This is a genomic window from Lysinibacillus sphaericus, assembly GCF_006864135.1.
Classification (GTDB): Bacteria; Bacillota; Bacilli; order Bacillales_A; family Planococcaceae; genus Lysinibacillus.
Map to the genome: position 1 here is coordinate 19,585 of NZ_SADV01000033.1, position 19,623 is coordinate 39,207.

At 35.7% G+C, this 19,623-nt stretch carries 18 protein-coding genes and 3 pseudogenes; 2 read left to right on the plus strand and 19 right to left on the minus strand.

What is annotated here, in order from left to right:
- Window positions 1-118: 118 nt before the first annotated feature.
- From C7Y47_RS22575 to C7Y47_RS22635, 13 genes and pseudogenes are all read right to left on the minus strand, one after another.
- Window positions 119-694, minus strand: a complete 576-nt coding sequence (locus C7Y47_RS22575) for an RloB family protein (RefSeq protein WP_142510801.1) — start codon at window positions 692-694, stop codon at window positions 119-121.
- Window positions 695-784: 90 nt separating this feature from the next.
- The gene (locus tag C7Y47_RS22580) at window positions 785-2,074 is read right to left on the minus strand and encodes an AAA family ATPase (RefSeq protein WP_142510802.1); all 1,290 of its coding nucleotides are present in this window, start codon (window positions 2,072-2,074) and stop codon (window positions 785-787) included.
- 331 nt (window positions 2,075-2,405) lie between these two features.
- Window positions 2,406-3,332 carry an NAD-dependent epimerase/dehydratase family protein gene (locus tag C7Y47_RS22585; RefSeq protein WP_142510803.1) on the minus strand — a complete coding sequence of 309 codons (927 nt, stop codon included), beginning with the start codon at window positions 3,330-3,332 and terminating at the stop codon, window positions 2,406-2,408.
- 144 nt (window positions 3,333-3,476) lie between these two features.
- Entirely contained in the window at window positions 3,477-4,004 is a 528-nt protein-coding gene (locus tag C7Y47_RS22590) for a YceI family protein (protein WP_142510804.1), read from the minus strand.
- Window positions 4,005-4,328: 324 nt separating this feature from the next.
- Complete coding sequence (srtB, locus tag C7Y47_RS22595; protein ID WP_255505302.1) at window positions 4,329-5,090, minus strand: class B sortase; 762 nt, start codon at window positions 5,088-5,090, stop codon at window positions 4,329-4,331.
- Window positions 5,091-5,101: 11 nt separating this feature from the next.
- Window positions 5,102-5,872 carry an ABC transporter ATP-binding protein gene (locus C7Y47_RS22600; RefSeq protein ID WP_142510806.1) on the minus strand — a complete coding sequence of 257 codons (771 nt, stop codon included), beginning with the start codon at window positions 5,870-5,872 and terminating at the stop codon, window positions 5,102-5,104.
- Window positions 5,841-6,844: pseudogene (locus C7Y47_RS22605) on the minus strand (FecCD family ABC transporter permease). The gene C7Y47_RS22600 and the pseudogene C7Y47_RS22605 overlap by 32 nt, the downstream one beginning before the upstream one ends.
- Before the next feature lie 167 nt (window positions 6,845-7,011).
- Window positions 7,012-7,935, minus strand: a complete 924-nt coding sequence (isdE, locus tag C7Y47_RS22610) for a heme ABC transporter substrate-binding protein IsdE (protein ID WP_255505303.1) — start codon at window positions 7,933-7,935, stop codon at window positions 7,012-7,014.
- 15 nt (window positions 7,936-7,950) lie between these two features.
- Complete coding sequence (locus tag C7Y47_RS22615; RefSeq protein ID WP_142510808.1) at window positions 7,951-9,228, minus strand: NEAT domain-containing protein; 1,278 nt, start codon at window positions 9,226-9,228, stop codon at window positions 7,951-7,953.
- A gap of 81 nt (window positions 9,229-9,309) precedes the next feature.
- Entirely contained in the window at window positions 9,310-10,782 is a 1,473-nt protein-coding gene (locus C7Y47_RS22620; RefSeq protein WP_142510809.1) for an NEAT domain-containing protein, read from the minus strand.
- Window positions 10,782-11,381 (minus strand): heme uptake protein IsdC, encoded by a 600-nt coding sequence (isdC, locus tag C7Y47_RS22625; RefSeq protein ID WP_142510810.1) that lies wholly within the window; start codon window positions 11,379-11,381, stop codon window positions 10,782-10,784. Before isdC ends, C7Y47_RS22620 begins: the two co-directional genes overlap by 1 nt.
- A gap of 250 nt (window positions 11,382-11,631) precedes the next feature.
- Entirely contained in the window at window positions 11,632-12,201 is a 570-nt protein-coding gene (locus tag C7Y47_RS22630; protein ID WP_142510811.1) for a manganese efflux pump, read from the minus strand.
- Between the two features lie 217 nt (window positions 12,202-12,418).
- Window positions 12,419-12,681: pseudogene (locus C7Y47_RS22635) on the minus strand (ATP-binding cassette domain-containing protein); the annotation flags it as partial.
- Window positions 12,682-12,945: 264 nt separating this feature from the next.
- On the opposite strand from C7Y47_RS22635, the gene C7Y47_RS22640 reads away from it, so the two are divergent.
- Window positions 12,946-13,818 (plus strand): glycine betaine ABC transporter substrate-binding protein, encoded by an 873-nt coding sequence (locus C7Y47_RS22640; RefSeq protein ID WP_142510812.1) that lies wholly within the window; start codon window positions 12,946-12,948, stop codon window positions 13,816-13,818.
- 264 nt (window positions 13,819-14,082) lie between these two features.
- Here C7Y47_RS22640 and C7Y47_RS22645 read toward each other — a convergent pair whose 3' ends face one another.
- From C7Y47_RS22645 to C7Y47_RS22675, 6 genes and pseudogenes are all read right to left on the minus strand, one after another.
- Window positions 14,083-14,931 (minus strand): CPBP family intramembrane glutamic endopeptidase, encoded by an 849-nt coding sequence (locus C7Y47_RS22645; protein WP_142510813.1) that lies wholly within the window; start codon window positions 14,929-14,931, stop codon window positions 14,083-14,085.
- 350 nt (window positions 14,932-15,281) lie between these two features.
- Window positions 15,282-15,562 (minus strand): annotated as a pseudogene (locus C7Y47_RS26195) (aminoglycoside adenylyltransferase domain-containing protein); the annotation flags it as partial.
- Between the two features lie 723 nt (window positions 15,563-16,285).
- On the minus strand, window positions 16,286-16,627 hold the full coding sequence (locus tag C7Y47_RS22660) for a hypothetical protein (RefSeq protein ID WP_142510814.1): 342 nt from the start codon (window positions 16,625-16,627) through the stop codon (window positions 16,286-16,288).
- Between the two features lie 118 nt (window positions 16,628-16,745).
- Window positions 16,746-17,348 carry a nucleotidyltransferase domain-containing protein gene (locus C7Y47_RS22665; RefSeq protein WP_142510815.1) on the minus strand — a complete coding sequence of 201 codons (603 nt, stop codon included), beginning with the start codon at window positions 17,346-17,348 and terminating at the stop codon, window positions 16,746-16,748.
- A gap of 152 nt (window positions 17,349-17,500) precedes the next feature.
- Entirely contained in the window at window positions 17,501-18,091 is a 591-nt protein-coding gene (locus tag C7Y47_RS22670) for a histidine phosphatase family protein (RefSeq protein WP_142510816.1), read from the minus strand.
- A gap of 177 nt (window positions 18,092-18,268) precedes the next feature.
- The gene (locus C7Y47_RS22675) at window positions 18,269-18,742 is read right to left on the minus strand and encodes an 8-oxo-dGTP diphosphatase (protein WP_142510817.1); all 474 of its coding nucleotides are present in this window, start codon (window positions 18,740-18,742) and stop codon (window positions 18,269-18,271) included.
- Window positions 18,743-19,103: 361 nt separating this feature from the next.
- Between C7Y47_RS22675 and C7Y47_RS22680 the strand changes: the two genes are divergently transcribed.
- Window positions 19,104-19,623 (plus strand): IS110 family transposase (locus C7Y47_RS22680; RefSeq protein ID WP_142510818.1); only part of this gene is annotated, 520 nt, incomplete at its 3' end.

Genomic DNA, 19,623 nt, shown 5'->3' on the forward strand with positions numbered 1-19,623 from the left:
TTGACCATCAGTTATGCCTCGGTATAATTGTAGCTGTCGCTTTGCTTTCGCTACAGATAAACAATGCGTCCAGAATCGGTCTGTGCTTGCACAAAGAACGACTTTTTGCTGAAAGAAGTTAAAATATGTATTTTATCATTTCATGTATATTGCAATAAGGATTGTCACGGCTTTCCGTCTTACGAAGTGACATCATATACGTGCAATTTTTAATAGCGACCTCATGTCGGAATGCGATAGGTGCAATGACTGACTCATCTGCTTTATGACGAAAATAACGTGTTACCCCAAGATGCTGCTCCATCTTGTCATTTAATACGGCACGAGGATACTTTTCAGATAGATCGACTTCTTCAAAATGCAACAATAGCCATAATTCGAATGCTTCATTTGAATAGGCAATATGAATACTATTCTCCTCACAAAAGTCATTAACTTCCTCTAATTGCTTTTCAGTTAGATCATCCTTATCAAAAACAATCCAAACCTCATCAAAATATTGGTAGCTTGAATCTCGATAGGCATGCTGGGCTAGCTTAATAGCCGAACGCTTGACGTTTTTTATTTTGACACTTACCATTTTTGAGCGCTTTAAAATACGCATTTGCTCAAAATAAATGCGTTCGGTTTCACCTTCACAATAAATTAAAACTGTTTTACGCAGTGTTCGATTCCCTTGTTGACGCACTCTCACTGCTCAAATACCTCCACTTCCTATTAATTAAACCCGGGCATAATTGCAGATAAATTGCCACAGGACGTGGCGTTCTTAGACTGAGTTCCTCTATTTCAGCGGATGTTTGGATACCCGCTCCAAAGAAGTTAAATATTGATCTGATAAATATTCATTAATAACCGGTGTAGCTCCAAATTCTCCTTTTAAGTAACGCTTGGCATAGGAAATATCCCCGCGTTTCTTCTGTAAATCTGCAAAATCAAATAAGGAGTATAACTCGGATTCATTTTTAAAGCTTTTATTCACAAACCATATTTGATCGGAACGTAGTGGCTGATCTAATAAATCAATTTCATGACTTGTGACAATAAATTGATTCGTAACATTACGCTTGCTGTTCATAATGGCCATTAAAAATTCGCAGATGGACACATGAAATGCTGTGTCAAATTCATCTATAAAGATTGTCTTCCCTTTATTGTATGCTTCGACCATGACACATGCTAAATGCAGCATACGGACTGTCCCCTTTGAATCCATCGTCCAATTGATCGTTTCTGTCCCGATCGGCGCGCCTACTTCATCGAACGATAAATAGTGCAAATCGATATCCACTTCTTGTATAACCTCTGAAGTGTCAAAATCATAGCCAATAGTATTTTTCTCTCTTCGCTCAACCCGTCTTGCCGTTACATCTTGAATAGAAAAGTCTGCAATCTTTAGTAACTTTATAACCTCTTTCTTAAAGGGTTCCTCTTCAAGTTTACGAATAAGTGGATGACTTGATAACCGATTTGTTTCATCTAAAAATAGTATTTTATGTAAAAACCAATCAAATATTTTCGTAGCATCTGGGTCATTAAAGACATTTAATACCGATAAGAAAGCTGTATTATCACGCGTATATTTTGTCAATTCTAGCGCAGTACCATCGGCAGTTTCATACAAATATTCCGTACCATCCCATCGTCTATTAAAAAGCTCCACTTTTAGAGACTTTGTCGTTTTAGTTAGACCTTCATAAAGAACCTGTGATGCATTATACTGTACCTCATAATCGTACAGTACCCCATCTAGTAATAACGAAATCATAAATTCTGTCGGTTGTTCTTGCTGACTTCCTAACTTAAACGGCTGGTAGGGCAAGCGTAGTTGTTTAACATTATGAAGATTTTCAAAGTTAAACAATAAAGAACGTAAAATTTTAATAGCAGTGAATAAATTTGATTTTCCACTTCCATTTGGTCCGAAAATAAAGGCACTTTTTACAAGGTGAAATGAGTCATATTTCATCGTATGTGTATCCTTTAATTTTCGAATACGGCTTCCCGCCACCATTGAAAATAGTGTTTCATCCTTATAACTCAAACAATTTTTCACTCTAAAATCTACTAGCATTTGTAGGCCCCCGTTCAATTCCACAGCATTCCTTTAATTATACTATAGGCGTAACCGCGTAATACCAATAATACGATGCACAATTGTTTACGAATTCTAACTTTCCGTCTCCTTAAAAATATAAAAAGACGATTTCCCTTTTAGGGTAAATCGTCAAAGAATACACTGATCATCACCTACATATTTTGAGCCCATCCCCAATGAGTCACCCATAGTTGATAGAAACTGAAGTTGTTCCGATAAATCTTCAAAGTATAATGGTTGCTTTCCGCTTCGCTGGTCTCTATGGAGTCACCTAGTCCCCACTCCAATCACCTTTTGTATAATTTAATTAAATTCCCACTATCTTTTCATTTTGTAATACTTGCAATGTACGCTCTATGCCTTCCGCAAAAGTAGTTTTTGGTCTCCACCCTATCGCCTTTGCCAACTTAGCGTTATTTAAAAATGAATGCTCAATATCTCCCTCTCTCGCAGGTGCATATTGAATTTCTAAAGGATGATTTAAATGCTGTAATAATAAAATGACTTGATGAATCGACCATGCCTCATTCGTTGATACATTATAAATGCCCTGTAATCTAGCCTGTACACCAGCATAAATAGCATCCGCAATGTCATCTACATATATGAAATCTCGTGTTTGTTCTCCATCTCCATAAATCGTAAAGGGCTTTCCTTCTATACTGCTTTTTAACATGCTAGGAATAACCGCCGTTTCCCCCAGCATACATTGCCTTGGACCAAATACATTAGCAAATCTATAAATTAATGTTGGTAAACGATAATCTCTTTGCCATTTTTCACAGTATGTCTCACCAATACTTTTGTTTAATCCATACATCGAAATCGGCTCACTAACATCTGTTTCTTCTAATGGTGGATAGTGACTATCTCCATAAACAGCTGCTGACGAGGCAAAAACAAAATGCTTTACTTTATATTTTGACGATAAGAAGAGCATCTGACTAAGCCCTACAATATTCGTTAAAACATCCTTCACTGGCTCTTGCACCGATTTTTGAACACTCGTTTGTGCTGCGCAATGAATGACCACATCAAATGATGTTTCTTTAAAAAGATGCTCACAAACTTCATCTTCCACATTCAAAAGATAAGATTTATGATCAAAGTCGACATTGCGTAAATGACCGGTACTTAAATTATCAATAATATAAACATTTGCACCCTCTTTAAAAAAACGCCTCGCCACTGCACTACCAATAAAACCATAACCACCTGTCACTAATACATTCATCCCATCGCCCCCAAAAACAATATGATGTTTTATATGCAGTAATTACTAAAATTATGCAGGCAACTTATTTGTTGTGTTATTTTTTGGCAATGTTTTAAGTATAAAAAAATGTGCCCGATATGAAATCGAGCACACTTTACAAAATTAAGCTGGGTTTACTTCCAGTTCAACTGTAATTTTGATGTCTTTCCCAACTAGAACACCGCCAGTTTCCAATGCAGCATTCCAAGTTAAGCCAAAATCTTCACGATTGATTGATGTTGTAGATTCAAAGCCATAAACTTCTTGGCCCCATGGATTTGTACCTTTACCATTAAATTCAGTATCAAATGTTACTGATTTCGTTACGTCTTTAATTGTTAAATCACCTGTAACCGCATATTCATCATTTGATTTTTTTGCAATGTTTGTAGACTTAAATGTAATTGTCGGATATTTTTCAGCATCGAAGAAATCTGCTGCTTTTAAGTGATTATCACGATCTTCACTACGTGTATTGATGCTAGCTGGATCAATTGTAAAGCTAATGTTTGCTGTTGTTAAATCTGCAAGATCTGCCGCTTCAATATCTGCTGAATAAGTATCGAATACACCTTTTACTTTTGATACCATCATGTGTTTTACTTGAAAGTTAATTGCTGAGTGTCCTAAATCAATGTTCCATTTTGTCATTATAAATTCCTCCAATTGGGTTGTTTTTATCTCGAATTCGAGATATATTTTAAAATATGAAGTAACTACTTAAATTATGTTTAAGGTTAAACATTTGTAGTTACTTCTTTTGCATCCTAGTTAAAAGCAGTTACGAAAAGTTATTGATTACTTTATGTAACTTACTATATATTAATAATTTACTTACGTCAAGTTATTTTTAAAAATTTTTGACCCAGGCATTTTCAGAAACTACGTGAGCGATGTCTCCGGTTCAGAAATTTTACTCCAACTACTTTCTTTAAATAAAAAGAAGCTTCCCTATGAAATGGGAAAACTCCTTATCTATCTGCGTTTCACTAATTTACCTTGGACGACAAAACGATGGTCGTCACTCATGACAGAATCCTTACAAGTGGATAGTGTAAGAATTTTGTCTTCCGGTCCAATTTCTACATTCATTTCGATTGAAGAGCGTGCTTGAATGTCGTCTAAAAATTTTAAGTAAGTATCATTGCTCTTAAACTCTGTTTCAATGTAATAAAAATCAATGGTAGTTTCATATGCGGCAAAGATTTCAACGTTATAACCTTCATACAGTGTATCTAAATAAATGATAGGATGTTCATTTGCATATTGCTGATTTAAGTAATTTTTAAGACTCCCAAACATCGTACTATTCTTCATGGCATGGCCGTACAAAATAGTATTTTGGTTTATGTTTTGCACATTATTACGATAGTCCATAAATACACTGCCTGCACGACTTTCTGCATCTTTAAAATTATGATTTAAATAAAAATCATTATTTTCAGCTTGTAGAATTGGATTATTGAGCTTTGTCCCGTCTGCAGAAATCCATCCAACAATATTATTATTTACCGTTAGTAAATCATTGAATTGTGGACGGATTGTAAATGGCGTTGTTGAGATTTCATCTGCTTTATCTTCTAAAGAAGCCAATGTTGTTTGGTAAATCGTTTGTGCTTCTTCCAATGATTTTGAAGTCTCATAGTACGTGTATAAGTACTTGCCTAATGCAAAACCTGAGTATAAGAATATAGCTAAATATATAAATGTTAAAAACTTAGTTGCCCATTTTTTCATAGTATCACCAGTTATATTGCAAGGGGCACCATGTAAAATCCAAACTGCTCATCCTCATTGAAAATGGCTTCAACCCCATAGACATCTTTAATAACTTCCCTTGTAATGACGTTACGTGGTGCTCCTTCGGCTATTATTTGTCCAGTTTTCATCAGAATGATTTGATCGCTATAGCGAATCGCCTGATTGATATCGTGATGCACCATAACAATTGTTAAGCCATATTCCTCATTTAATGCCTTTACAAGCTCCAATAACTCAATTTGATAATAAATATCCAAATATGTTGTCGGCTCATCCAAACATAAAATTTCAGATTGCTGTGCTAAAGCCATAGCAATCCACACTCGCTGACGTTCCCCACCTGATAAAGCCTCTAAATCATTTTCTCGTTTTTCCAGTAAATTCGTGCAAGCAAGTGCCCATTCAATAGCTTTGACATCTTCCTCATGATTTCTTTTTAGCATTGAATGATGTGGTAGACGTCCAAAGCTCACTAGCTTTTCTACGGTTAAATCCTTCGGTACATCATTTTGTTGATAGACAATTGCTAGTTTTTTTGCAAATTCTTTTGGCTTGTAGTGCACCAAATCCTTGCTTTCTAACGATACATTCCCCGATATCGGCATATTGTTGCGGGACATAACATTTAATAATGTTGATTTTCCACAGCCATTTGGACCGATAATCGTTGTGATTTTGCCCTTTTGAATGATCGTCGATACACCGTCTAAATGATTTCGAGTATTATCATGCGATACAATAATATCTTGTATTTCCATGTCTTCTCACTCTTTTCGTAATAGGAATATTAAGAATGGCCCACCGATAATCGCCATAATGGTTGATGCTGGAATTTCAAGCGGTACAGCAATTGTGCGACCAATCGTATCTGCCACTAATATTAATAAAGCTCCAGCTAATGCTGTAAAAGGTATGAGCACCTTATGATCGTGTCCAACTATACGACGAGAAATATGTGGTACTAACAGACCGACGAACGAGATAACTCCTGCTACAACAACAGAAACAGCTGATAATAGTACCGCAACAGCGGCTATTAATAGACGAGCACGAGCTATATGAAAGCCTAGACTTTTTGCTGTTTTGTCTTGTAATACTAGCAGATTACACCAACTATATAATGCAAAGGAGGCTATTAATCCGACAGTACCATAAGTAACAATTGTTGATACGTCCTTCCACGTACGCATCGTTAAGTTTGAGCCTACAACGCTGGAAGCTGAAGTATTCATTGAACCGCCTAAACTAATGAAAGCCTCTGTTAACCCCGTGAACATTGCATTAATAGCAATTCCGACTAAAATAAGTTTCAATGGACTTAAGCCTGACTTCCATGACAACGCAAAGACGAGTGCGCAGGCAAATGCCCCGCCCATAAATGCTAATATAGGTGTTATAAAAAATAATGCTGGAAAGAAGGAAATAATAAAGAGCTGGACAAATGCCGCTCCTGAAGATATACCAATAACCCCGGCATCCGCTAATGGGTTACGCATAACTGATTGTAATAGTACCCCTGAAACGGAAAGTGCTGCACCAGCAAACAACGCAACAATGATTCGTGGAAATCGTAAATCTCGGATAGCCTCCATTTGACTATTTCCTTCATCAAATAATGCACCTATAAATTCAAAAAAGCCCATTTTAATGCTACCTGTCGTTGCTGCATAAACTACTGAGACAAGTAATAATACAATTACAATTGAAAAGCTTACAATTTTTTTTGTCATACCGGACTTCCTTTTTCTTTTCAAATTCCATCATGTTACATGTACATCCACAACTTTTCCTAAGGGACTGAAACATAATTTTCTAAGCCTTATGCCTCGGCATAAGGCTTAATCGAAATATTAGAAAAGCAAGGCTATGCTTGCGATACGAGCGACATTTCTAGTTTCTATTTACGATAGAAGATTTCCATTAGCTGTCCTAAAGCCTGTGGCACTTGTAAGGAAGCTGTAGTACCGAACAATTCTTCCTCCAAATCATAGACTTTGCCGTTTTTCACTGCGTTAAAATGCTTCCAAATATCATTCGTTGTAAATTCCTCATCAAACATTTTTACAACTTCATCTGGCATACCGTGTGATAGTCGTAAAATAATATCAGGGTTACTATTGTGCAAGTACTCAGTATTCGAAGACAAGTATTCAGCGTCCTGCCCTTCCATTACATTAATACCGCCTGCACGTTTCACAAGGTCTCCTGCATAGGAATTTTCAGTTGCAACTAAATAACTTCCTGGAATACCAAGTAAGATTAATACACGCGGCCCCTCTTTGTTCTCAGCAACTGTTTGTACAGCATCAATATTTTTTTGTAATCCATTCACTAGCTTCTCGGCTTGTTCTACGCGATTATAGCGTTCGCCAAGTGTTTTAATCTCGGAAAGCATGGCATCAACACTTTGAAAGTTTAAAAAATTAACTGGAATTTTTAACTGCTTGAATTTATCTTGTAAATCATACTCTAACGTTGAAACTGATAACACATCTGTTGGATTTAATGATTTAACAATCTCCATATCTGGCTCCATTGCGTTACCGATAGTAGGCAGTTCATCGAAACGTTTTGCTAATGTTTTTTCTGTTTCAGGCACTGCTATAGCGTCCAACTCAAGCTTATCTAGAATATCTGCAATAACAACTGTTCCTGCAATAATACGATGTTCATTCGCATCAGTTGCTTCAGTTGATGGTTGTGCTTTTTCCGTTGGTGTCTCTGTCTTTTCTTGCTTACTGCCATCACTACAGCCGACGACTACCAAAAGTAATGACATCATCGCCATTATGAGCAACCAACATTTCCAATTCTTTTGCATAAAGTCATCTCCTACTTATTTCTGTTCAGTCGCATCTTTTCTTGCATTTTTAAAACGGCGAACGAGCGACCAGCCCGATAAAATACAAATTACTACTAGCAATACTATCTTCACAATATTCAGCTGAGCAAGCTGCTGATCGACTTTTGAATCCTTCGCTACTTTTTCAGTAGTCTCCTCTTTAACATCAGCTTTCTCGGCGGCGTCTTCATCTTCAATAGGTGCATCAAGTGTACGATCAAATGCTAACTGCTCTTCCTTAGGCACAGTTACAGTTGGCTGGAATGATGGCAGTGGTCGTGATAACTGAGTCGGTTTTACAGGCTCATGTTGTGTTTCCACTGGTGCCTTTTTGACTTTCTCTTTCACAATAACAGGTTGCTTTTCACTAGCTACTCGCGTAGAGGGTGCTGTTACAGAGGGCTTACTTAAAAACTTCGCTACCTGCTGTTGATCAAATTTTAGATTTACGAAATATTGATGATGATAAGACATCTCAGGTATATCAACTTTAACCCACATTCGTATTGGCTTTTCAAAATTACTAATTTCAAATTCAACAATTCTGGCATTGTCTACAAGTGAAATAAACTTTGGCTCTACCTGTTTTCCTTGTTTATCTACAGTTAAGCCTGTTATCCAATTAGATTTTAAAATTGTCATATGAGCATAATATTTGCCGTTCTTTTCTTTTATTTCTGCAACAGGGTTTACATATGTATTCATAATGGATTGTTCGTTCTTTCCATCTACTAATAATACGTAATTCATTGACCATTCCTTATCATAGATTTCTTCTGAAATAGATTCGTCAATTTCGTTTTCTGGAATAACTTCCTCATCCTTTTGCACAATTGTTGAAAGGGTTGTTAACTGTAATTGAAGCTCCTTGGAAAAAGGGACATATTCCTCAGAGGATGAAAATGCTACCTCACCTTTAATGATAATAGGCCGATGTAAATCCTTGACATCAAATTGAACTAAATTTTCAGTCTGAACGTTTGACGAAAGCTCATTTTCCTGCTGTTCGATATGTAAATCTCTTATACTCAATGGCTTCTTTATAGCCAAATTTAAGCTATATTGACCGTTCTTTACATCTATTGTCGCCAATTCGCTAAAAATATTGTCTTTCCTTCCATCTAGAGATGAAAAACTTAGTTCAACTTGATAGCTCCCATTTTCTAATACAGATTCTTCAGCTTTTACCTGAAGCCATACACATGGAGGGAAAAGCATCAGTAAAAAAGTACTCAAAATGAATACTTGAACTATTTTTCTATTGCTAATCACTGTGTAAATTCCTCCAAATTCTTTCAGAGCACAGTAACTTCCTTCCTCTAATAAGTGAGAAAGGAAGTGGCTGTAACCGTACTATTTATTCATGTATTGTAATGAGCCATTTAAAATTTTTGCCATTTGTGTGCGTTTTAATGGACTGCTTGCATTAATAACAGTTTTGCCATTCGCATTTACAGATCCAGTCATGATTTTACCTGCATATAGGAACGCAAAGGCTTTTTTCGCTTCTTCACTTGTAACAGTTGCACCATCAGCATAATAAGATAAGGTTGGATCACCATAGTTCATTTCTTTTCCTGCAACATGTGCTACTGCACGGTAAATCATCACTGCTGCTTGTTGTCGAGTAAGTGTTCCATTTGGATTAAAGTTCTCTGCCTTCACGACAATTCCAGCCTCAGCTAAGGCATTGATTGCTTGTACACGTTCTGTATCAAGTTTCGCTGTATCTTTAAATCCAGCAATTGTTGTAGAAGATAAGTTTAATGAACGAGCAATCATTAACGCAAATTGAGAGCGTGTAATATTGTCATATGGTTTAAAATTATCTTGCCCCTTAACAATTCCCTTACTGTATAATGCTAAGATTGCTTCTTTATTACCATCATTACTAATATCTTTAAATGGATTCACCACTGGTTTCACTGCGCCTTCGACAGCAAAGCTAAATTGTACTTGATGGTTTGAGTCATAGTTCACGCCTTTTTCTGGCTCATTCACAACAATATGTAGCTGAGCATTTACAAGTTTCTTTAAGTCTCCCACTACAAATGAGTACTTACTAGTATTTGTTGTATCGTCTTGACTTACTAAAGTTGCTTCATTTCCTTCCACTTTGAATCCTTTAACATATTGACCTTGAGGGAATGTCATAGTAACTACGTTTTTACCATCTACTACTGATACGCCTACTTTTGGTTGAATATATTGCTTCATAATAGATTCTTCAGAAGTACCGTTTTTGTAAACAGTGATAGCCACTTCATTTACTTTAACGTCTTCTTTAATCTCTTCAGATTTACCGTTTTCTTCTGTAGTAGTTGCTTCCTTATTTTCTACTGCTTTTAAATCAAAATCATACCACTTGTCCATATTAGCTGAAGCTACGACAACGTGAATTTTCGCTTGTAATACTTCACCAGCTACAGCTGGGAAACTGTATGTAATTGTGCCATCTGCATTTTTAACTTCAGTAGCATCTACTAACTTATCACCTTGCTTTGTTTGTAAACCCGCGATCATTGGAGCAGATTTTGCTGCTACCGTTAATTTTGCCTCAAATTTTCCATCCTTCTCAACGATTGTGCCTGTTGTAACAAGATGAGCGCTAATGGCAGGTTGGGGTTCTGTTGTACCAGGCTTAAAGATGTGGAAATCTACTATAGTATCAACATTTTCTGATTTAATTGCCCCTACTTTTACTTCAGTATTTGTAGTCGTTACTTCAGCTACCTTTGCAGATGCAAATGATGGTGCTGAAAGCGATGCTGCTAGCAATGAAGCTAGTACTATTTTTGTTGCGCGTGATTGTTGTTTGTTAGCCATTATTGACCCTCCGTTTTTGTTTGTATTTTTTTTCTATAAAGTAAAAATGCTGATCCAACTAATGCCACAATTAATAAATAAGGTGTAACATCACTTGTTTGAGGATTCGGCACATGACTTTCAGAAGAATTTGTTGGTGTATTAGTAGTTTTCGTATCTGATGCTGTTGTTGTGCTTCCTCCAGATGCTGCATCAAATACTAGTGAAACGCTGTATTCGTGGTGATAATTAATATCGTCAATATCAATTTTCATAGAAGTCACAACAGGTTTCGTTAAATCTTTAACTGTAAATTTTACAGTACGAGTATCTACTGCTTTATCTTCGCTTACTACAGTTGCTCCACCAGGTGGTTGGAACTTTGTGATCCATGCACTATTTTTTAATGTAATTTGAACAGTAGCTGTCCCATTTTTCAATGTGACCTTTGCTGGTTTTATAAAATAATCATTGGCAATGGATACAGAGTTGCTCTCAGGTTTATTGACCTGATATTTTATCGAATGTGTGCCGTCAGCTAGTTGAGCAGATGCTTGTGGTAACGCAAAGTTATAAACAAAGAAAGTTGCAAGCATGACGAACATCATTAATTTCTTCATGTGTTGTACGCCTCCTCTGAAAAATAATTGAAAGTAATTTATTGAAAACGAAAATCATTCTCATTTATACTCTCATTACCAAGAATAATCGTTTATACCAGTGTATGTCAATAACAAAACCGAATTCGTCTTCGATATGTCAAATTACCTTCAAAAAAAGAAATATCACGTAAATAACATGTGATATTTCCTATATTTTTAATTAAAATGCCCTTTCTATTTATTCATCTCAACTAGACATCTATTATATTTAAGAAACTATTTCAATAATCGCTATAAGAATAAGTAGCCACCCTGAAATAGCGGTTGAGTGTTTTCCAATAAAAGTCTTTGTCAGTAAGACTCCAAAATGAACACCAGCACCTACTGTGATGAACGAAAAGACACCGATAGAAATAACTGTCCAAATCGCAGAAATACCATTGGCCCCAAGTGCTATTCCTCCTGCTAAACAGTTGGCTGATAAGACAAAGCCGAGTGTCATTGCTTCTCGAATTGAAATTATATAATTTTTATCCTCATCAAATACTTCAGGATTTCCCAATATTCCTTGTTTAGAAAAGCGACTAGATAATAAAGTCCATATCCCAATCGCACAAAGTAAAAGACTCCCTATTAAATTTGCGAAATCCGGAGAGATAAAATTAATAACTACGCTTCCAGCTGTTACTGCAGCGTATGTGACGATCATTGAAATTAGAGCAATTACCGCATTGGATAATATGGGTATTTTCACTCGCTTAATACCATAGGCGAGACCAATTCCTAAATTATCTAAGTTGGCAGCTATCCCAATAAGAATGATGGCTATCCAATGCATTCTTTTCCTCCTCAATAACGTAAAATCCATTCTCACATAGGATATGAAGGAATAAAATTTTTGTTCATCGATGTTTTGAACGGAGTGCTTATTTACGGTTTCAACGGATGACTCTGCTACATGCTGTATTGTTTGTAAAGTTTTCGAAATGCTCTTTGCTATATCATTCGACTGATTAGATGATTCTATTACGACATTGGCATTTTCAATTGCTTTTTGGTGATTCGATCAAGGATCCCGTACGTTGTAAAATGGATGACCGACGTTTGTTTAAACTTTCCCCAAATATATGGATTGTCCCTTCAGAAGCCTTAATGAGTCCGAGCAGCATTTTTAGCGTTGTTGTTTTTCCAGCACCATTCGGGCCCAAAAACCCATAAATCTCTCCTTCCTGAACATAAAGATCAACTTTATTTACTGAATTAATTGAGCCAAACTTTTTGCTAAGATTTGTGTTTGCACAATAGCCGATGTATTCATAGGAAAAAATCATTTCTGTTCAACTCAAACATTAATAAATTTACCTTTCTCAAATCTAAAGTGAGCCTTACGACAGCCTTAAATTAAAGATTCAACGGCTCTTAAACATGAACTTTTTTCTTTCCCTATCTCGAATCTCCATTTAAGATTTTCAATTTTTAAAATAAGCCAATTTGACAAAAGTAACAACCTTTTGATAACTTTAAGTTGTTACTTGTTAATATTTAGTTATATCTCATCCTATAATAAAGAGAGGGAGATTTTATGAGAGTCGGTAAATTATTAAAGATAGGATTGGCTTTAGCATTAATGTTCGTATTAAGTGCTTGTAGCTCAGATGGTGAAGGCACGAAAAATAAAGAAAAAAATGAAGTGAACTTAGCCTATGTTGAGTGGGATACTGAAATTGCCTCTACAAACGTAGTAGGACAAGTTCTAGAGGATTTAGGATATGATGTAACACTAACACCACTAGATAACGGAATTATGTGGGAAGCTCTTGCAAAAGGAGAAGTTGACGGTATGGTGTCAGCTTGGTTACCACAAACACATGCCCCACAAGTTGAGAAGTACAAAGATAAAATAGTAGATTTGGGAGAAAACCTTTCAGGTGCAAAAATTGGCTTAGTTGTCCCTAGTTATATGGATGTAAACTCTATCGCAGACTTAACAGATGAAGCAGGTAAAACAATTACTGGCATTGATCCTGGAGCAAATATGACAGCAACTACGGAAAATGCTTATAAGGAATATAGTAATCTTGAAGGCTGGAATGTAGTTACCTCATCTGGAGGCGCAATGACAGCAGCCCTTACTCAAGCCATTGCGAAAAAAGAAGAAATCATCGTTACAGGTTGGTCTCCACATTGGAAGTTTAACGCATTTGATTTAAAATATTTAGACGATCCTAAAAGTATATACGGAGCCGAAGAATATATTGGTACATTTGCACGTAAAGGATTGAAAGAAGATAATCTGGGAGTGTATAGCGTTCTTAAAAACTTCCACTGGACTCCGGAAGATATTGAAAGTGTTATGTTTGATATTATGAAAGGCGCTGATCCTAAAGAGGCCGCGAAAAAATGGATTAAAGACAATGAAGATAAAGTGTCAGAGTGGACAAAAGATGCAAAATAAGCAAATATGAGTTTGGATATACTCGTCTAGCATTACATATTAGGAATAGAAATAAATACAACAAAATATCTTCTGCACTTTAGTTGATGGTATTTAGAAAATAATTAAAACGTTTAAATTCTGTCGTTAGAGGTTCAGCCAAAAAACATACTCTATGCAAATAAAAAGTCGATTCCCAGTACAATATGGGGTCGACTTTTTTGTTTTATGCTGCGATTGTTAAACATTTGAATCAAATAATCTATGAAAGCATTTTGGTTCAAATTATGTACTTTTCCATATAAATCGCTTCGCACCTAGTATAACGAGTGATACAATGATGCCCCCAATAATCATCATACAAATAGAGATTAAGAGGCCGATTCCAAGCACTGATTCATGGTAGGTTATGATTGGTGGTACGCCATATTGATGTGGAGAGATAGCAAACCTCATGATTTCTAAGTATGCGAGGTGAAAGCCAATCGAAGTCCAGATACTTCCGGTCCACAAACGGAGCAATTGCAAACATATTCCAAAGCAAAAAATTAATATGATATAAAAGATGTTAATGGATACTCCTGGAGTAAATCCAACGAGCGCTTGAATCAGGGCAACCGCTACAGTGACAGATACAAATAGTAAGGTTTGAAATAATACTGATAGCCAAGCGGCAAATCTATGACGTAAGACATCATATAGCATACCTCGCAATCCAAATTCCTCTGGCAAAGCTTCATAAAAAATAGCAAATAAAATATTGATTAGTAGCGCACCAAACCACTGATCGGGTGTATGCCAGTCTTCAATGACTATCCACCCTTGAAGACTGGCTATAATGAATCCCAATGAAGCCAGTGCACTTGCCAAGAGAACCCCAGTAATAAAGTGATTTAGCCTTTTCCAAGAATATACCGACACCTTAGGTTTAACTCCTATCATCCGATAAACATGCTTATATAAATATAAAATAATAGGCACTACCAGCCCGCTCATCACAAGACCTTGGATAAAATATTGAGAATATCTTGATGAGTCGAACAACTGTACAGAAACTTCACCGGAAAGAGAAGCTAAGAATAAACTAGCGACTAATGTTGACCATCCAGCGAGCATAAGAAGTTTCCATTTCATAAATCATTTTCCTCCCATGTGCATTTTAATTAAGTTATTCAAATTACTTCAAATATCGAATATTGTACATACACTTTATATACAATATATACAAAGAGTAAATATTTTGCAAGCCCAATTATTATTGAAATTGAAATTTGCTGCCTGCTTCCTTCAGATTTTAGGTTACCACGGACACCCTTGCACTTAGTCAGCTACTACTTCTGTTTTCGTTGTTCGGGACTTGCCCCATAGATTGCGTCCATTATGGGCGCACACGAAAAAATCCATTTACGGATCAGTAAATGGATTTTTTCTAATGAAGCAATGAAGCAATGAAGCAAATTCATTATGATATTACTTTTGAAGACTTATCTAGATAAAAAAGTTTGATTACAATACGCTCTCAAAGAGTTTATAAAATGGTTCATTGTCTTTCTTTCGTTCCCATCGATTTTTTAATTAGACTTAACTTGGACTATCCCTCTAATCTAAGTGCCCCTTGAAGAATATGAGAATAGCTTAAATCGAAGTCCTTGATTACTTCTTTACAGGCCAGTTCCTTTGACGTAATCTTTCCTGTTTTCAATGTATAGTACACACGACATAAGGTTAAAACAATAAACTCAAGCCAAGAATCGAATAAAAAAAGAGAAAGGTTTATCTAAATGCAATTGGTTCTGTTTATCCAAGGATAAGTACTCGCCGCTTTATCTGGCGGGGAGGCACAACGGGCATGGATTGCCATGGCTTTAGCACAACGGCCCTAGTTCTATTATTTTACTCAAATTTAATACCCTTCTCTATATTTAGAAGGGCATTTATAAAAAGATATATTTTATTCAGAATCGGATAAATTTTTAGTACTGGTATATAAAAGTGGACTATTTATAATAATTGGCATTAAAGCAGATACATTTTAGATTTTTAAACAATTTAAAATAACATTGCTAAAACCTTTGAGCCCGCTACTCCTTTTAAGTATCTTAAATCTTCAATTGATAACAAATCTATTTCTTTTATTTTGTTAGATTTCGAGCGCTAAGTACATAAAAAAACGACTTACCTATCATAGGTGAGTCGTCTGAAATTTTCACGTTCCCGAAATATAAGGGGGGTTTCAGGTTCGTAATCATGAACTAGCAAACCTCTGGAGAAAAGTAGCTAAAGTTCATCCTCTCTACACTGTATTGTAGTCAAGGAATATTCTTTACATGATAATGATAATCATTTTCATTTAAAATGTCAACAGAAATCACATAGATATTTATATTTATTCAGTAGCAGTCTCCCACATGAAGAAGTATTCAATTGGGATGACTAAAATGAAGTCAATCGTTCTAACTAAGTATGAAATTTTTATAAAAACGTTTGATCAATTAAAGGAGCCTTCTTCAACTAAACCAACTGGCTTACTCCCCGTTATCGACCTAATCTCTCCAAAAATCCTGAATAAATACATAAACGGAACTTGATTATCGATAAGAAATTGGCAAAATTTGGTTTGTTCAAATAAAATATTATTTGAGATTTCTCCAAATACAGTGTTGGGGGAACGCTCCTTTTTAATGAACCTTGCAGAAAAAATTTTTCCATCAGCAACTATTTTATAATGTAGGTCATTATTCCAACTTCCTATGTGTAGCTCTTTTTCTATAATTAGTGATTTGTTCCCTAATGAGTATGGTTCAAGTGCTTTTTTTATTAGTTGGTACAATTTTATATCTCCTTAGAGTTAAGTAGTTGATTACCTTATTTACTAAATCTCTCAAGTTTACATTAAAGTAGTTTTATATCTTGTTGGTTCAATTTATGTTTTGAATCATATTTCACACTTAGAAATAATCAAGCCACGAATGACCAGTTGGAAACTGTCTTTTCAAAGCCATTTTTAACCAATCCCTTTGTTTAGGCAGTAAACATGGAAGCATAATTTGTAAATCTTTAAAATCTTTTTCTCTAACCTTTGAGCTACCACCTTTATAAAGCAGTTGAATCTCGGGTCTCAGGTAAGGTATCTCATCATCTGTTCTTAAAAATATTTCCTCTAATCTTCTTCGAATAGATTTTTCTCTCCTGTATATCCAGGATTGTTGCTCTGTCTCTACTAACATAATTTGAAAAGCCCAGGGAGAACTACTGCTTTTAGTAGCCCAAATATCATTTGTGGTTTTTAAAAACTCGCCTTCTTGCCAAGGAACAAGTTTCCCATTCTCTGCTTTGTATAACATCCAATCACCTGACAAATGATTATAGGCAGTCAATTGTTCCTCTCGAAGTATTATTACATCTATATCATCATGTACCCTTGACTGTTTGCCTAAATGTAAATCTAAAGCCCATCCCCCTGCAATACCCCAATTAATTGGAATAGTAGAAAAGAGCTTATAAATTTCTGCTACGGTGATTGATTCCCAATTATCTATATCCGTCCTCATATAAATGTCCTCCTTGTAGCTTTGACTGCAAACGTTGATTTGCGTTATAAAAACCCCACCGTTTTGAAACAAAGCTTGATCTAAACGGTGGGATATTATTGATCTAAAAACGTATTTTTTAAAAGGTTGAACAAATTTTTATCAAAGTTATCCTATATATTCTCTAAATGATTCGTATCATTTATAAAGTGAATTACCTTTTCCTGATCAGTAAGTTCTATTAAACTAATTCCTGTATCTCCAATTTTAAAATAATAATCCATGTTGATTGGCATTTGGTAAAAAGCACGTAATATATTATTAATTACCCCACCATGAGCAACAATCGCAATTCGTTCATATTTATTTCCTGTCACAATCTTAGAAAATATCGTTTCAATCCTCATTCGAAATTCTATGAATGATTCTCCATTTTCAAAACGGTCATGAAAAAATTTTGGCTCTGGATACTTTTTAGCTTCTTCAAAGGATAATCCAGCTTGTACACCATTATTAAACTCCATTAATTCTTCTTCCAATTGCACTGGGCACCCAATAGTTTCTCCTAATGTTTCGGCGGTTTCGCGTGCTCTTTTTAACGTACTTGCCCATATAAAATCTGGCGGGAAGTCATTTTTTACTTTTTGTGATAAACTTCCCACTTGCTTTCTACCTCTTTCCGTTAATTCAAAATCAGCTCTCCCTTCATGGACGTTTAAAATATCTGCTTCCGATTCTCCGTGTCGAATTAATAGTATTTGCATGTCTTTTTCCCCCTTTTATCTTTTAAATCCAAAAATATAAAACTAAACTGCTCCATTAATTGAATACGAACATCGATTATGCATTTTTTTAGTTATATATGTATTGAACTGACCTCGACGTTATTGAAAAGCGACTGCACTATTGAACACTTGCCCCCATTAGTCTAATAAGAAGTTTTATGTGTTACGTATTGTAACGTTCCCTTCCTTATTTTCTTCGTGGTTCCATTCAACTTGAATCTCAAATGTTCCATCTTTAAAAAATAAAGGAAATCTTCTACGTATCGATGTCTGCATAGGAAGTTTATATGCGTTCTCTATATCTACCCAAACAGCTTTCCCCTCTGGAGCATCTTCCAAGAGTTCACCCTCGAAATCCTTTGTTATGTAATTAAATATCATATATCTATCTTTAGCGACTGGATTAACATATTCATAAAGCCCTTTATAAGTAAGGTTTCTAACTTCTAACCCAGTTTCTTCTTTTACTTCTCTAATAGCACTCTCTACAATACTTTCAGGAAACTCAACTTTACCACCCGGTGGGATAAATCCTTTGAAATTGTCGTGCTGTCTATCCAGAAGTAAAACCTTCTCTTCACTTTGAATCATACAAACAGTCCATATTTTATAATTAATAGAATCGCTCATAATTACCTCCATATTTTCACATAAACATCACCATATATATCCTTCTTATTCGACTAAACTGCGTCATTAGTTTAAGTAGAAAAAGACTCTACCCCTTATTGAAGTAAAGCACCCTTCGTATTATAAGGTCAGCCAGAGTAATCTGGTTGACTATTTTTTATTCAATTTATAGATTGATAGTAGCCGGGGTGGACGGAAGCACCCGTGGGACTAGATCCCGACAACTAAACTGTTCGCCCTCTACTTGTTAACACATGATTAGGCTGGTTGGGACATTACGATCTCGTATAACAAGCGAAGATATGAATAACAAGCTAGATAGAGGTTACCGGTCAATACACTACCTTAGGAGGAGATAAACATGAATCCAGTAGTTGGTCTGGATGTCGCAAAAGGTGAAAGTCAGATTCAAATGTTCTTGGATAAAAAAATGCCCTATAAAAATAGTGTGAAAGTTGAACATACGGTGGAGGGGCTTGAAGAGTTACACTCTTATTTAATAGATTTAGAGCATCAAACAGGGATGAAACCACCTGTTGTTTTGGAGTCCACAGGACACTACCATGCCCCAGTTGTTCAGTTTTTAGAAGCAAGAGAGTACGTTGCCATTATATCTTACCGAGCAAAAAGTTCTAGCTTACGAAAAACCAAAACAGATGCCATTGATGCTTATCACTTAGGCGAACTATATTACAAAGAGGATTTAGAGCCTCAGAAAAAACGTGGTATTCGGCTTTTAAACCTTCGGCATCTGACAAGGCAACACGAAAATATGACAGGAATTATGGTTCAAACAAAGCTACAATTTCAAGCTGTATTAGATCAAGTTTTCCCTGAGTATAAAGGAGTTTTTGGTGATTTGTACGCAGAGATTTCATTAA

What these genes read in the sequence shown, in the direction of transcription:
- srtB (WP_255505302.1), bottom strand. Translation starts at nt 5,090, where the DNA reads ATGAAAAAATGGGCAACTAAGTTTTTAACATTTATATATTTAGCTATA.
- C7Y47_RS22640 (WP_142510812.1), top strand. Translation starts at nt 12,946, where the DNA reads ATGAGAGTCGGTAAATTATTAAAGATAGGATTGGCTTTAGCATTAATG.
- C7Y47_RS22675 (WP_142510817.1), bottom strand. Translation starts at nt 18,742, where the DNA reads ATGAGCGATTCTATTAATTATAAAATATGGACTGTTTGTATGATTCAA.
- C7Y47_RS22665 (WP_142510815.1), bottom strand. Translation starts at nt 17,348, where the DNA reads ATGAGGACGGATATAGATAATTGGGAATCAATCACCGTAGCAGAAATT.
- C7Y47_RS22630 (WP_142510811.1), bottom strand. Translation starts at nt 12,201, where the DNA reads ATGCATTGGATAGCCATCATTCTTATTGGGATAGCTGCCAACTTAGAT.
- C7Y47_RS22600 (WP_142510806.1), bottom strand. Translation starts at nt 5,872, where the DNA reads ATGGAAATACAAGATATTATTGTATCGCATGATAATACTCGAAATCAT.
- C7Y47_RS22620 (WP_142510809.1), bottom strand. Translation starts at nt 10,782, where the DNA reads ATGGCTAACAAACAACAATCACGCGCAACAAAAATAGTACTAGCTTCA.
- isdC (WP_142510810.1), bottom strand. Translation starts at nt 11,381, where the DNA reads ATGAAGAAATTAATGATGTTCGTCATGCTTGCAACTTTCTTTGTTTAT.
- C7Y47_RS22585 (WP_142510803.1), bottom strand. Translation starts at nt 3,332, where the DNA reads ATGAATGTATTAGTGACAGGTGGTTATGGTTTTATTGGTAGTGCAGTG.
- C7Y47_RS22670 (WP_142510816.1), bottom strand. Translation starts at nt 18,091, where the DNA reads ATGCAAATACTATTAATTCGACACGGAGAATCGGAAGCAGATATTTTA.
- isdE (WP_255505303.1), bottom strand. Translation starts at nt 7,935, where the DNA reads ATGCAAAAGAATTGGAAATGTTGGTTGCTCATAATGGCGATGATGTCA.
- C7Y47_RS22590 (WP_142510804.1), bottom strand. Translation starts at nt 4,004, where the DNA reads ATGACAAAATGGAACATTGATTTAGGACACTCAGCAATTAACTTTCAA.
- C7Y47_RS22580 (WP_142510802.1), bottom strand. Translation starts at nt 2,074, where the DNA reads ATGCTAGTAGATTTTAGAGTGAAAAATTGTTTGAGTTATAAGGATGAA.
- C7Y47_RS22645 (WP_142510813.1), bottom strand. Translation starts at nt 14,931, where the DNA reads ATGAAATGGAAACTTCTTATGCTCGCTGGATGGTCAACATTAGTCGCT.